General features: G+C 63.1%; 9 protein-coding genes. 5 read left to right on the forward strand and 4 right to left on the reverse strand.

What is annotated here, in order from left to right:
- Position 1 precedes the first annotated feature (1 nt).
- The 4 genes from IZV00_RS17715 to IZV00_RS21265 all read left to right on the forward strand — a co-directional run bounded on the left by IZV00_RS17715 (position 2) and on the right by IZV00_RS21265 (position 6,771).
- Entirely contained in the window at positions 2-1,840 is a 1,839-nt protein-coding gene (locus IZV00_RS17715; protein ID WP_196227510.1) for a hypothetical protein, read from the forward strand.
- Positions 1,840-5,808: an LVIVD repeat-containing protein gene (locus tag IZV00_RS17720; protein WP_196226925.1), complete on the forward strand. Its 3,969-nt coding sequence runs from the start codon at positions 1,840-1,842 to the stop codon at positions 5,806-5,808. The genes IZV00_RS17715 and IZV00_RS17720 overlap by 1 nt, the downstream gene beginning before the upstream one ends.
- Positions 5,809-5,914: 106 nt before the next feature.
- Positions 5,915-6,139, forward strand: coding sequence for a DUF2188 domain-containing protein (locus IZV00_RS17725; RefSeq protein WP_196226926.1), 225 nt, complete (start codon positions 5,915-5,917; stop codon positions 6,137-6,139).
- Positions 6,140-6,141: 2 nt separating this feature from the next.
- Positions 6,142-6,771, forward strand: coding sequence for a hypothetical protein (locus IZV00_RS21265; RefSeq protein ID WP_230463409.1), 630 nt, complete (start codon positions 6,142-6,144; stop codon positions 6,769-6,771).
- 52 nt (positions 6,772-6,823) lie between these two features.
- On the opposite strand, the gene IZV00_RS17735 is transcribed toward IZV00_RS21265, so the two are convergent.
- The 4 genes from IZV00_RS17735 to IZV00_RS17750 all read right to left on the reverse strand — a co-directional run bounded on the left by IZV00_RS17735 (position 6,824) and on the right by IZV00_RS17750 (position 13,220).
- The gene (locus IZV00_RS17735) at positions 6,824-7,672 is read right to left on the reverse strand and encodes a metallophosphoesterase (RefSeq protein ID WP_196226927.1); all 849 of its coding nucleotides are present in this window, start codon (positions 7,670-7,672) and stop codon (positions 6,824-6,826) included.
- 16 nt (positions 7,673-7,688) lie between these two features.
- Positions 7,689-9,485 (reverse strand): cytochrome c3 family protein, encoded by a 1,797-nt coding sequence (locus tag IZV00_RS17740; protein ID WP_196226928.1) that lies wholly within the window; start codon positions 9,483-9,485, stop codon positions 7,689-7,691.
- A gap of 8 nt (positions 9,486-9,493) precedes the next feature.
- A complete protein-coding gene (locus IZV00_RS17745; protein ID WP_196226929.1) occupies positions 9,494-10,369 on the reverse strand; it encodes a hypothetical protein in 876 nt (291 codons plus the stop codon).
- A 325-nt stretch (positions 10,370-10,694) separates the two neighbouring features.
- Positions 10,695-13,220, reverse strand: a complete 2,526-nt coding sequence (locus tag IZV00_RS17750) for a cyclic nucleotide-binding domain-containing protein (protein ID WP_268934789.1) — start codon at positions 13,218-13,220, stop codon at positions 10,695-10,697.
- Between the two features lie 142 nt (positions 13,221-13,362).
- Between IZV00_RS17750 and IZV00_RS17755 the strand changes: the two genes are divergently transcribed.
- Positions 13,363-14,301, forward strand: coding sequence for a tetratricopeptide repeat protein (locus IZV00_RS17755; RefSeq protein WP_443020083.1), 939 nt, complete (start codon positions 13,363-13,365; stop codon positions 14,299-14,301).
- Positions 14,302-14,377 lie beyond the last annotated feature (76 nt).

The following is a 14,377-nucleotide window of genomic DNA, read 5'->3' on the forward strand; positions in this document are numbered from 1 at the left end:
CATGGGGCTTGCCGCCTTCCTGCCGCTCCTTGCGCTGGCGCAGCCGGGCGAGCCTGTGCCTCCTCCTCCGCCCGACAATTGGGAAGAGATATTGAACGCGCCCGAGGTGGGGGCGGACGATCAGTCGATCGAGGGACGGCGGCGGCCGGGTTATGAAGCGCCGCTGCCGGACGCGGTGACGCAGGATAATCCGGGGGCCGTACGCGCGCCGCCGCCTGAAGCCTTTCCGGTGGATCAGGTGCCGATCCCGGATCGCTGGCGGCTGATTGAATCGCTGGGCGTGGTCAAGGAACGCTGGTTCGACCCCTATGGGCAGAATACGCTAAAGGGTGACCGGCCGATCAACCGCGAGAAGGTGAAGTGGCTGCCGATCAAGGGCGAGGATTGGTTCTTCGTCGCCAATGCGGTGAGCGACACGGTGATCGAGCCGCGCACCTTTCCCATTCCCGTGGGCGTGCAGACGACCGAACGGCCCGGTAGCATCGATGTGTTCGGCAAGGACGCCAGCTATGTGCTGAGCCAGACCTTCATCGGTGGCGTGGCGTTGATCAAGGGATCGACCGCGTTCAAACCGCCGGAGATCGAGTATCGGCTGACGCTCGCTTACAACATCAATCATGTGAACGTGCCCGAACGGCGCGTGCTGTTCGTCGAGCCGTCCAAGCCCTCGCATCGCACCGACCATTTTCTGGGCGTGCAGGAGCTGTTCGTCGACTATCATCTGGCGAATACATCGGACCGCTATGACTTCCGGTCGATCCGTGTGGGTATTCAGCCGTTCCAGTCGGACTTTCGCGGCTTCCTGTTCAATGACCAGCAGTTGGGCATCCGGCTGTTCGGCAATCGGGACAATAACCGGTTCCAGTTCAACCTTGCCGCCTTCTGGCGGTTGGAGAAGGATACCAATTCGGGCCTGAATTCGGTGGTGCAGACGCCGCGGCGGGATTGGGTGTTTCTGGCCAACCTTTATCGGCAGGATTTTCTGATTCCCGGCCTCACCAGCCAGATCACCGCCGTTTACAACATGAACCGCGAGGCGGGGCGGATCGAGGTTGACGATAATGGCTTTCCGGTGCGGCCCGCACTGCTCGGCGACCTGCGTGGGCGGGATTATGATGTCGTTTATCTCGGCTATAATGCCGATGGGCGGGTCGGGCGGATCAATCTGACGGCTTCGGTTTACGGGGCGCTGGGCGAGGATCGGAACAGCTTCTTCACGTCGCAGCCTGCGCAGATCAGGGCGTTCTTTGCAGCGGCCGAGGCGAGCATCGACAAGGACTGGATGCGGTTCCGGCTATCGGGGCTGTATGCGAGCGGCGACGGCGACCCCTATGACAATCGCGAAAATGGGTTCGATGCGATTTTCGAGAACCCGATCTTTGCAGGCGCCGACACAAGTTACTGGATCAGGCAAACCATACCCTTCGCGGGCGGCGGGCGGGCCATCGGCGTCAATGGGCGCAACGGCATCCTGAACTCGCTGCGGTCGTCGAAGGAGCAAGGGCAGTCGAACTTCAACAATCCGGGCACGATGCTGCTGGGCGCGGGGGCGGATTTTGATCTGCTGCCGGAGTTGCGGGTTTCGGCCAATGCCAATCATCTGTGGTTTGAGAACACCGCTACCTTGCAGGCGCTGCGGAACGAGGGAAGCATTCCGAAGTCGATCGGGTGGGACCTGTCCACGGCGGCGATCTGGCGGCCAAAGGCGACGCAGAATATCGTGTTTCGCCTGTCGGGCGCGACATTGCTGCCGGGCGCGGGATTTCGCGACCTTTTTACCAATAGCGAGCGTAACCGGAATTACTATTCGGTGCTCGGCAATTTGATCCTGAGTTATTGATGCGGCCTTTCTTCGCCTTCTTCTTGCTGATGCTCGCCGCTTTGACGGTGCCGGTGGTGATCCTGCATGCTTCGGATGCCGAGAAGCCGGTCGCGCGTGTTTATGCGGTCACGCCGCCCGCGCCGATGAGCCAGACGGCGGAACAGGTCGCGGTTAAGTCGGATGGCTGCTACAGCTGCCACACCAAAACCGACGAGCCGTCGATGCATGCGACGCCAGCGGTGATGCTGGGCTGCGTCGATTGCCATGGCGGCGACGCGACCGTGCGGGGCGATCCTGCCCATGGGTTCGACGATCCGGCCTATGTCGCCGCGCGGGACAAGGCGCATGTCCTGCCCCGCTATCCGGGAAGCTGGCATTATCCGTCCTCGGCGAACCCGAAGCGAACTTACGCCCTGCTCAACCGCGAAGCGCCCGAATTTGTGCGCTTCGTCAACCCCAGCGACTATCGCGTGGCGCGGGAGGCTTGCGGGTCGTGCCACATGCAGACGATCGAGGCGGCGGAGCGGTCGCTGATGGCGTCGGGCGCGATGCTGTGGGGCGGTGCGGCCTATAATAACGGGATCGTGCCGTATAAAAATTACATCTTCGGCGAGGCTTATACCAAGGACGGCAAGCCCGCGAAGATCGTGTCGCCCGGATCGCCTCCCGGCACGCTGACGGCGGAACAGAAGGCGCGCGGCGCGCTGGCCGAACTCTATCCGCTACCCAACTGGCAGGTGACGCCGCCGGGCGACGTGTTCCGCGTGTTCGAGCGCGGCGGCCGCAATATCGCGACGCAATTTCCGGAGATCGGCCTGCCCAATCCCACCGGGTCGATCCAGCGACTGGAGGAGCCGGGGCGGCCCGACCTCAAGCAATCGAGCCGTGGCCCCGGCACCGGCCTGCGCGTCGCGATCCCGGTGCTGAACCTGCACAAGACCCGCCTCAACGACCCCTATATGTGGTTCATGGGGACAAATGATCAGCCGGGCGACTATCGCCATTCGGGCTGTTCTGGGTGCCATGTCGTCTATGCCAATGACCGCGAGCCGCGCCACAGCCTGACCTATGCGCCATATGGGCGCGACGGGCAGACGGCCACGGTGGACCCGACCATCGCGAACAAGATGGAACATGGCGCACTGAAGGGTGCCCATGACGACACGCCCGACCATCCCATCGGCGCGGTCAAGGAAAGCGGGCATCCGATCCGCCACGCCTTTACCCGCGCGATCCCCACCGCGCAGTGCATGAATTGCCACATGCACCAGCCCAATATCTTCCTGAACAGCTATCTCGGCTACACCATGTGGGACTATGAGTCCGACGCCCCGCTAATGTGGCCGGAGAAGCAAAAATATCCCGACGCGGCCGAGGTGCACAAGACGCTGGAACGCAATCCCGAAGGGGCAGCGCCGAAGGGCAAATGGTCCGACCTCGACTTCCTGCGCAACGTCTATGATCTGAACGACAAGGCGAAGGACACGCAGTTCGCCGACTATCACGGCCATGGCTGGAACTTCCGCGGCGTCTTCAAGCGCGACCGCGAGGGCAATCTGCTCGACGCAGACGGCAAAGTCGTGTCGAACGACGATCCGGAGAAATGGCGCAAGAAAGGTGAGGGTAAATTCGTCCAGCCCGGCACCAATCCGGGCAAGTCCGTCCACCTGATGGACATCCACGCCGAAAAGGGCCTGCAATGCGCCGACTGTCATTTTGCGCAGGACAGCCATGGCAACGGCTTCATCTATGGCGAGGTGGCGAATGCCATCGAGATCGGGTGCAAGGACTGCCATGGTACGGCTGATGCCTATCCGACGCTGCTGACGTCGGGACCGGCCGCGCCGCCGAAAGGCAATAGCCTCGCCCTGCTGCGGAATCCGGACGGAAAGCGGCGGTTCGAATGGTTCTATGACGCGAGCGGGCGGCGCAAGCTGATCCAGCGGTCGATCGTGGACCCCAATCTCGAATGGGAAGTGTCGCTCGTCAAGGACAGCGTCGATCCCGCCAACCCGCATTTCAATGCCAAGGCCGCGCGCGCCAAGCTGATGAGCAAGTCGGGTGCGGAGGATGGCAGCTTCGCCTTTGGTCCCGGCGTGGCTAAGGCAGACCGGGCGCATGGCGATGACTCCATGGCCTGCTTCACCTGTCACCTTAGCTGGACGACAAGCTGCGGCGGCTGCCACCTGCCGATCGAGGCGAACTGGAAAACCTCGCTGCACCATTATGACGGGGAGGAGACGCGCAACTTCGCGACCTACAACCCGCAGGTCGCGCGCGATGAGATGTTCCAGCTCGGCAAGCACATGACGACCAAGGGGAATGAGACGGCCCCGGTCAGATCGACGTCCGCGCTGGTGCTGTCATCCACCAACATCAACCGCGAGCGCATCTATATCCAACAGCCGCCGATTTCGGGCATCGGCTTTTCAAGCCAAGCCTTTGCGCCGCATTTCCCGCATACGGTGCGAAAGACCGAGACGAAGACCTGCTCCGACTGCCACCTGTCGGCCAAGGACGATAACAATGCGATCATGTCGCAGCTGATGTTGCTCGGCACGAACTTCGTGAACTTCGTCGGCCTCAATGCCTGGACCGGGCTTGAAGGCGGGTTCGAAGCGATCCGCGTCACCGAATGGGACGAACCGCAGGCCGTGATCGGCAGCTACCTGCAAAAATATGCCTATCCCGACTATTGGAAGCTGCATGTCGAGCAGAATGGCCGCGAGCTGAAGAACTGGGTGCGCGGGCGTACCTTCGACAAGAAGGCGTCGGGCGAGACGCATCCGATCGAGGAATTCCGCAATGTCGTAAAGGGCACCGCCGATCGCGTCGGCTGCCTGCAACTGCGCGGCGAATATATGTATGTGGCCGAAGGCAAGGGCGGCTTCCGCGTCTATGACGTGGCGTCGATCGCCAACAAGGGCTTTTCGGAAGCCATCGTCAGCGGGCCTTTCTCGAAGCTCGGCCACAACACCGGCGTAGCGTCAAAAAATGCGACCTGCATGGCGCTGCCGACCAATCAGCCGATCAACCCGCTGCGCAGCACCAAGGAACTGCGCGAGATCAACCAGGAACAGCCATTCCTGCCGATCTACAGCTATGCGGCGGTGACGGACAGCGTCGAGGGCCTCATCATGGTCAATATCGAGACCATGGCCGACGGCGAGTTCCGCAACAATTTCCTGAAACGCGCCGTCACCTGGAACCCGGACGGTGTGTTGAACGGGGCGCGCCATATCCAGCTTGCCGGGCAAATCGCCTATATTACCGCCGATGTGGGCCTGGTGGTGGTGGACCTCACCGACCCGCGGCATCCGCGCCTTGCCGCCGTCCGCCCGCTGAAGGATGCGCGGGCAAGCGCGATCCAGTTCCGCTACCTCTGGGTCACCGACGCTGAAGGGCTGAAGCTGTTCGATGTGACGAAGCTCACCGATCCGGTGGCGCTGCCGACCGCGACCGTGCCGCTAAAGGACGCGCGCCGCATCTATCTGGCGCGCACCTATGCCTATGTCGCGGCGAAGGCTGAGGGCTTGGCAATCATCAACATCACCAATCCCTTGAAGCCCAGCCTCTATGCCAAGGAGACGTTCGGCGGAAAGATGACGGACGTGGAGGATGTGATCGTCGGCACCACCAACGCCTCCCTCTTCGCCTATGTCGCGGACGGCCGGAACGGCATGAAGGTCATCCAGCTGACCAGCCCGGCGAGCCAGCCCAATTTCTACGGCTTCTCCCCCGCGCCCAAGCCCGAACTGATCGCCTGGGCACGTACGCCCACGCCTGCGGTGGCGCTGTCCAAGGGGCTGGACCGGGACCGGGCGGTGGACGAGACGGGCGGGCAGATCGCGGTGTTCGGACGCCTCGGATCGCGACCCTTCACCCGGCCCGAGATGGAGCGCTTGTTCCTGACGTCGAAGGGCGTGCCCTACAAGGTCAGCGATGATGTGGACATGAAGAGCTGGCGGCCGCCCTTGTTGCGGTGAGGGGTGCTAGCTTCAAATGAGCTTGCACAAATCACAATGATACAATCTCCCCTCTGGTTCAGTGGCCGCGAACGAGCTATTTAAGGGTTCTGGAGGATTTCAATCGATGTCTAAGAAGGGTCAGCATGTCGTGCCTAGTGGCACTGGGTGGAGCGTCAAGAAGGCGGGTTCTACGAAGGCGACCAGCACTCATGCGACTCAGGCAGACGCTGTCAGGGTTGCCACGAAGATTGCTCAAAATCAAAAGACAGAACTTTATATCCATGGGCGCGATGGGCGTATTAGAGAGCGCAATTCCTATGGTAATGATCACCATCCTCCCAAAGGTTAAACTTGGACGCTCCACCATTTGACCGTTCGGTCTTTATCAACTGCCCTTTTGACGAAGAGTTTGCGCCTATTCTTCAGGCTGTGGCGTTCTGCGTCGTTTTTTTGGGATTTTACCCTCGTTTCGCGCCAGAGAACGCCGACAACGGAGTGGCCCGGCTGGATCGCATTATAGATCTCATTCAAGGTTCCAAATACGCCATTCATGATTTGAGCCGTTGCAAGTCCATATCAGTTGGCGAGTTTGCTCGAATGAACATGCCATTTGAACTTGGACTCGATCATGCATGTAAAAGATATGGCAGTTCTCCCCTGAACGAAAAGCAGATACTAATCCTGGAACACACCCGTTTTGATTATCAGAAGTCTTTATCTGATATTTCTGGGTGGGACATCCAGTCCCACGACGGCAGTTTTGAAAAAGCTGTCCGTAAAGTGCGAAGCTGGTTGATAGCGCAAGCAGGTGCGGCGTCAGTGGGAGCCGCGCTTATCCAAGGAAAGTATTTGGCATTCCAAGAATGGTATTGGGAACGGGAACTTGCGGCCGGCTCCTCAGAAGAAGACATCAGGGAATATCCAACAGCAGAATTAGTTTTGGCCATGCATGAATGGATGGCAGCAGGCCAGCCAACCTAGCGCTTAACAGCCATCATAGGTTCTGATGTTTAATCCCTGAAGGAGAGAGCACTCAATCCGGCCGCTCCGCCATCAACATCCGCACCAACGGCTGCATGCCTGCATCGAACTTCGCCAGCGTCGCGTGATCGCCCGCCGTTTCGAAATGCGTGACAAGACCATGCTCCGTCCAGCGGTGGAGCGCATAGGCGGGCGCGTCGGCGATGATCATCGGCCGGTTGTCCGGGGCGTCCGGATCCATTGGCCGCAGGTCCAGCGCCAGTTGCGGGGCGGTTGAGGAGCAGATGGCGACGGTCGTGCCCTGCCACGGCGCCGTGATGGTACGGTGGAGGTGACCGCAGAGCAGCGCGGCGATGTTGGGGCGGTTTGCGATTGTGTCGGCGAAGCGCTGGACCCAGGGCTCGTCCGGGTGGGTGTTCATCCATTCGATCCCGGCTTCGACCGGGGGATGATGCAGGACGATGAGGGTGGGCGTGTCCGGGTCTTCATCGAGCCGGGCCCCGAGCCATGCGGCGCGCGCTTCGCAGAAGGCGCCGCCGTGGCGGCCGGACTCCAGCGTGTCGAGGATGAGGATGCGGCGGTTTTCCAGCGGGATGGCGTAGTGGACGAAGCCGTCCTGCTGCGGGATGTGGGGGAAATGCCGCGCAAAATTGGCGCGATCATCATGATTGCCCATGGCGGGCCAGACCGGAAAGGGGCATTGCGCAAAGGCTTCCGCGAGGGCGCGGTAGCTTTCGGGGTCGCCCCGCTCGGTCAGATCGCCGGTCGCGAGCAGCAGGTCAGGGCGGTTGGGGCCATCAATCAGAGCGCGCAGCACCTGATCGAGCCGTTGGCGGTTAAGCTCTGCCGGATTGCCGGAGTCGAAGCCGAGATGAATGTCGGTGATCTGGGCAATCAGCATGGTCTTTAGCTCCCCCTTACCCGTCGCGGCCGGCGCGCCGTGGCCTGTCCGCCTGATCCCGTCTGACCGCGCGATCAGCGGGCGTCCATGGCGCGCCGTCGCCGACATGATAGCTGTGGCACATGGCGCAGCCGGACGGCACATCGGCCTTCGCCTTTTCACCGCCATGGCAGGTGCGGCAGCTGTCTATGCCCGGCAGCAGCAATTGGCGCGCATCATGGCTTTTGGGCGCGGCGTGGCAGCTTTCGCAACTTTCCGTGCTGTGCGCCTTATGGTCGAACCAGCCCTTCATCATGTAGCGCATCGGCTGGTTGACGGGGGTGACTTGCCAGCTTGTCCCGCCCCCGGTGACGATGTGGCAATCATAGCAGGCCCCGCCCTTGGAAAAGACCGCGCGGATGGCGTCGTCGGCGCGGGAGGGGCGGGCGGCTGCCGCGCCGAAATAGGCGTGATAGACGCGGCCCTGCGCATAGTCGCCGGGGCGGCGTCTTGCCATGCCGCCGAGCGACGGCGGGGGGGCGGGGGCGGTGGAGCGGTAGTAGGCGCGAAGGTCCGCGATCACCTGATCGGGCTGACCATGGCGCAGGGTGCGGACAGTGCCGCCAATCGTCTCGAAAGCGAGGCTGTGGCAGGACTGGCAGTCGCGTTCCATGTCGACGGGCAGGAAACGTACGCCGTCGGCGGTGGGCCGGTGGCAGTCCTTGCACGCGAGGGCGTCGCCATAGCCCGATTGCGCGCCAAGCGTGCGCGCCATCCGGGCGACGCCGCCGGTCTTTGACAGGTGGAGATCGTGCGGGAATTTGAGGCCGCTGTCGTCCATCGGTTTGGTGTCGAGGCTGGCGCGGGTGAAGCTGGGGTGCTTGCCGGGGTTGTATTGCACGAGCGCCGAGAATTGCGGGTGGGCGGTGCCGAAGTCGCTGGCGTTGGCGAGCTTCGTGTCTTTGAGACGATCCTTCAGGCTGCCGTGGCAGTCGGTGCAGAAGGCCTGCGGCGTGGGCTGCATGGGGCCAGCGCCTTCATGTTCGCGATGGCAATCGACGCAGGCGCCCTCGGGGGGCTTGCCGAAGGTGGCCGCGACGAGGTTCAGGAACTTGCCGCCAATGCCCGGCTCCGCGCGCGCCATGGCGATGCGGGCGGCGGGGGCGTGGTCGTGGACCGACTTGTGGCAAGTCTGGCATGCGGAATCGCGGACGGACACGAACGCCTTTTGGTGGCAGGTTTCACACTTTCCTTCGAGGGCATGGTGCGCCTGGCTCAGGGGGCCGGAGGACCAGGCGCCGTCGCCCTTCACGCTGTAGATGTTGCGCGTGTCGTCGGCGGGGCGGGTGGCGTAGCTGTAGATGGGAACCGCGAGGAAGCCGATGAGGATCGCCAGCACAAGGCCCCATGCGGTCAGGCGCTTGGGCGGGGCGAGGCGGGCGAGGGAGAAGACGCGGGCCTCCTCCTTTTCCTCCGACGCTTCGGAAACGGCATCGACGCGGCGGATGGAGAGGATGGTCGCGCCGTCTTCTTGGGCCACGGTGATGCGATGGCCGCCGAAGCGCAGTTCCGCGCCCTTGGTCGTGTCGATGTCGGCCGACTGGGTGGTGCGGCCTTCGACATCGAACCCCAGCGTGCCGGTGGCGCGCACGCGGAGGATGCGCGCATCGACCTGCTCGATCCGCGCGTGATCGGGTTCCAGCGCGAGGTCGGGGAGGTGGATGTCGCTGGTGGAGGCGCGGCCGAGGGTGAGCTGCGGCTTGGCGAGCGTCGCGCTGCGGACGATCTCGCGGCCGTCTGCGGTGAGACTGATCTGGCGGACTATGAAGGGCATGTTCGCGCTCACCAGTAGAAAAAGACGCTGACGATATGCGCGGTGAGCGCGGCGAGCAGGGCGAAGGTGGCGGGCACATGGACGTAAAGCCAGATTTCCAGCAGTGCCTTTAATCGCAGGTGCCGGCGGAGGCGGGCGAGCATGGCCTGCTTGCGTTCGAGCAGGGCGTCGATCTTTTCGAGCGGTTCCTTACCTGTGTCGGGATGGTCGCCGGTCCAATGGCGGAGCGACGCCTGCGCGGCGGCGGTGGCGCAGCGGGGGTAGCGGCCCGAGAGGCGGGCGATGAGGCTGCCGCCGAAGGGGTCGTCGTTGAGGGACAGGCGGACCAGGCTGGCCTGTTCATGGGGCAGGGGCTGGGCGGCGTCGTGCAGCTGGCGGTCGATGGCGCGGATCGCTTCGAGCATCTGCACCTGCGTCATTTCCGCCCGGTTGTTGCTGAGCGCGGAAGGCAGCGTCGCATAGACGATGATGCCGAATAGGCCTGAGAAAATGACTAGCATCATCAGGACATAGGCGAGGGTGTGGACGTTCCAGCCAAGTTGGAAACCGGTGTGCAGCGTGCCGATGACGATGAGGCTCAAACCCAGATAGACATGCGCGCTGGTCCATGCCTTCAGCGACCAGCGGCCGCGCGTCATGGCGCGCTTGCGCAGGCCGAGCAGCGTGAGCCAGAGGATGAGGCCGACGCCGATGGTGCCGAGCGTGTAGCCGTACCAGCTGCCGCCATTATGATGGGGCGTGATGTCGATCATCAAATAGCTGGCGATGACGAGCAGACAGAGAAGGCAAGCGATCTTCAGCCAGCGGAAATTGGCGTGGCGCAGGAACCCGTCGTGCAGGGTTTCGCCCTTGGTGCGGCGGGTGGAGGTAGCGCGTGTGGCCATCAGAGGGTGACCACTCTGGCTTGGAGGGTCATCGCTGCACATCGCCCGACAGCGTTCTCAAGAACACCGGGCGGAATATCACGATCACCTCTCCTCCGCTCGCCCTGTTTGAGCGAGCCAGCCGTCTCGCTCAAATGTCGAAGGGCTTCACTTCTCTTCAAGAAAGTGCAGGGCTTCGACAGGCTCAGCCCGAACGGCGGTGGGGGGGAGCAATTCAGGGCGGTTTCCTGTTTTGAAGCAATCAGAAGATGGGTCCCCGCCTGGGCTTGCGCCGCCTTTCGGGTCGCGGAGATGACGGAAATGCGTTGAGCGTTAATCGCCATGCTCAATTCGCCTGCCGATCAAGGCGCGCGACGGTCAGGAAATCCTCAGGCGACACGCGGATGGCGGCACCCGTCGGGCATGCACGCACGCAAGCCGGGCCGCCATCAATGCCCGAGCACATGTCGCACTTGATCGCCTTCTTGGGTTTCTCGACCCCCGGCTCGGCGTTCTTGTAGCGCCATTTCTTGGACGGCTCGCCCGGCCCCGGCCCAGCACCAAAGAACATCCAGCTAAGCAAACCCGGCTTCTTCGGCGGCACGCTATCCATGCGGATCACGCCATAGGGGCAGTTGCGCTGGCAATTGCCGCAGCCGATGCAGGTCTCATCGATGAACACTTCGCCGTCAGGGCCGCGATGGATCGCGTTGGGCGGGCAGTCGGCCATGCAGTGCGGATGTTCGCAATGGCGGCAACTGGTGGGTACATGGAGATGGGCGTAGGTGCGCCCGGCTTCGCGGTCGAGGCGGGAGAGGCCCTCATGGCTATCCGCGCACGCCTTCTCGCAATTGTCGCAGCCTACGCAGAGATGTTCGTCGATCAGCAGCACGTCGGTCGCTTCGCCGATGCCGTTGTCGACGAGGAACTTCGCCGTCTCCGAATACATGTCGACGACCGTCGAAAAGCTGTCCTTGCGGCTCTCGATGAAGGCGTTGACGTCCTGCCGCGCGGCCATGTCGCGGCGGGCGCGTTCCAGCAAAGCGGGCTTGGCGGCCATCAGTCGGGCAAAGGCGTCGCCGTTCAGTTTGATGACCTCGGACTTGACCGTCGCCTTGACCGTGGCGGTGCGCGGCCCGCCTGCGATCAGCGCCATTTCGCCGACATAGCTACCAGCGGGGAGGTAGGAGAGGAAGACATTCTTCCCCCCGATCTTCTTCTCCACGATCATCGATCCGACGCGGATCACATAAATGTCGTTGCCCAGATCGCCCTCAGTCAGGATCGCCTCGCCCGCCTTGACGGTCTTGATCTCGGCGGTGTCGAGCACCTCGGCGAGATCGGCGGGGGTTAGCCCTGAGCCGAACATCTGGAGCAGTTGGCGTTCGGTCGAGATGCGGGTGATGGCGCGCTTGGCGGGCGGGTTGGAGGACATGAGCTTCAGCGCCGCCGTGCGCGACACCTCCACCATGATCGAGTCCTTGCCCGCGCGCACGGTCGAGCCACGGCGGCGGCCGGAAATGAGGCCGACTTCACCGAAGATGCTGCCCGCTTCGATGGCGACGTTGGTGCTGGGGGCGACCTCCACCAGCGCCTGCCCGCCAGCGATGCCGAAGAGGGAGGAGCCGGGATCATGCTTCTCGAAAATCACCTCGCCGGAGCGGTAGGCGCGAACCTCGCTGTCGAGCATGAACTCGCGCATCTGCAAGGGGGTTAGCCCCTCCAGGATCGAGACGTTGCTGCGCAGATATTCGAGCCATTCGCTGACGCTCTTCTGCTCCGGCAGGGCGGCGAATTTGGCGGCCAGGATCGGCTCGTCGGCAGGCTTCAGGTCGCGATTGCCGTTGATATATTCGACAACGTCATAGCCCTGGTTCATGCAGTGCTTGATCAGCGGATAGCCCGCCAGCGCGCCGATGACGAAGATGCCGGGCGCGGTGCTTTCGAACACGGGCGACAGCTTGGGAAAGGCCAGCCGGTCGCTGCTCGCAAATTCGACGCCGCAGCTCTCAACAAAAGCGCGCGGTGGGGCGGAGCCCATGCGGGCGATGATGCGGTCGCATTTCAGCTTCACCTCGCCATCGCGGCTGTCGAGCGTGATGAAGCCCGGCTCGATCTTTGCCGTGGTGGATTCCGTCATGATCGACAGGCGGCCTGCTTCGGCGGCGGCCATCAGCGCCTTGACGTTGGCGGGCTTGGCGCTGGCGAACTCCGTGCCACGATTGAGGATGGTGACGACATTGCCCTGCGCTTCGTCGGCGGCAAGGCCCATGGCATTCTCAATGCCCGCGTCCCCGGTGCCAACGATGAAGATATGTTCGTCATTATAGTCAGCCGGGTCGTCCAGCTGATATTGCACATGCGGCAGGTCCGCGCCCGGAACGCGCATCAGGTTGGGATTGCCCTGCGTGCCGATGGCCATGATCACCGCGTCGGCAATGACCTCCCGCCCGTCGGTCAGCGTCAGGCGATAGGGCGGGGCGAGCCGCTGGATTTCCTTTGTGTCGGTGGTCCCGTCCCGCTTGCGCTCCACGATCTTCTGGACCGATCCGGGGATGGGATCGCCGGTGCCGGTGATCGCCTTCACCTCTGCATTATAAGCGACGTTCAGGCCCAACGCAGCGGCCTGCTCGTTCCAGCGGCCGAGGATCGCCTCGCGCTTGCCAGCCTCGAAATCGCAATCGGACCGCAGCACGAGCTGGCTGGGCGTCGCCATCACATGCTTGCCCTTCTGATATTTGAAGATCGTGTCGGACAGATGGTCCGTCTTTTCGATCAGAAGATGCGACAGCCCAAGCTGCGCCGCGCGCGCGGCCGCGCTCATCCCCGCCGGTCCCGACCCGACGATCGCGATACGCACGCGCTCAGTCACTTACATTACCCCCTCTTGCGAGATCACCCGCAGCCCCGGCATGCCCCTGCCGGTTTATGGTGCGCGGATCAAGTCTTTGGGCACTCTATCAATTCCGCTGCGTCACGCTAGAGAGCAGTTGAGATTATCGGGGAAATGGCAAGTGACGAAGCTGAGCGTGGGGCGCATGGCTCTTATCGGGGCGGCCGGGCTGGCGATTGTGTCGGTCGGCTATAATGTCTGGCGCGACCGGCCGGAAAAGGCGGAGACGGCATCGGCCTCCGCCCCCTTCGCGGCGGCGGGTCAGCAGCCATCTGACCCGGAAAGCGTCATCCGTGGCTTGCAGGAGCGTGTCGGCGCCAATCCCAACGATGCCGAAGGCTGGCAGATGCTTGGCTGGGCCTATTTCGAAAACGGCCGCCACGCCGACGCGGCGCGCGCGTATCGCCGTGCGGTAAAGCTCGCCCCGGATAACGCGACCTTCTGGTCCTCGCTGGGCGAAGCGGTGGTGATGGCAAGCGAGCATGATCCGATGCCCAGGGAAGCGGCAGAAGCCTTCGACAAGGCGGTAAAGCTCGACCCCAAGGAGCCCCGCGCGCGCTATTTTCAGGCGGTGCGCAAGGACCTGGCCAAGGATCATGAAGGTGCGATCCACGATTGGCTGGCCCTGCTCGCCGACACGCCTCCGGGCGCGCCATGGGAAGCGGATTTGCGCCGGACTATCGAGCAGGTGGGGAAGATCAACGGCATCGACGTGAAAGAACGTCTCGCCGCAGTAAAGCCCACTGCACCACATCCTCCGATCGGCTCGGTCGCCACAGCGGCGATCCCAGGTCCCAGCCGCGAACAAATGCAAGCCGCCGCGCAACTGCCCAAGGGCCAGCAGGATGCGATGATTGAGGGCATGGTGTCGGGGCTGGAGGCCAAGCTCAAAGCCAATCCCGGCAATGTCGACGGCTGGATCATGCTGATGCGCAGCCGCATGACGCTCGGCGAAACGGCCAAGGCGCAGGCTGCGTTCGAGGCAGCGCGGAACGCTAATCCGGCGCAGGCCGCGAGGCTGCGGGATGAGGCGCGATTGCTGGCTGTGCCGGGGGTTTAATCGAGCGGCCAGCGACCACTCCCCCTCCCGCAGGCGGGAGGGGGCCGGGGGGTGGGCCAGCGCGACGTCGATGTTA

The organism is Sphingobium sp. Cam5-1, assembly GCF_015693305.1.
GTDB lineage: Bacteria > Pseudomonadota > Alphaproteobacteria > Sphingomonadales > Sphingomonadaceae > Sphingobium.

Coding starts and splice junctions, on each gene's coding strand:
- IZV00_RS17715 (WP_196227510.1), top strand. CDS start 2: ATGGGGCTTGCCGCCTTCCTGCCGCTCCTTGCGCTGGCGCAGCCGGGC.
- IZV00_RS17720 (WP_196226925.1), top strand. CDS start 1,840: ATGCGGCCTTTCTTCGCCTTCTTCTTGCTGATGCTCGCCGCTTTGACG.
- IZV00_RS17725 (WP_196226926.1), top strand. CDS start 5,915: ATGTCTAAGAAGGGTCAGCATGTCGTGCCTAGTGGCACTGGGTGGAGC.
- IZV00_RS17735 (WP_196226927.1), bottom strand. CDS start 7,672: ATGCTGATTGCCCAGATCACCGACATTCATCTCGGCTTCGACTCCGGC.
- IZV00_RS17740 (WP_196226928.1), bottom strand. CDS start 9,485: ATGCCCTTCATAGTCCGCCAGATCAGTCTCACCGCAGACGGCCGCGAG.
- IZV00_RS17745 (WP_196226929.1), bottom strand. CDS start 10,369: ATGGCCACACGCGCTACCTCCACCCGCCGCACCAAGGGCGAAACCCTG.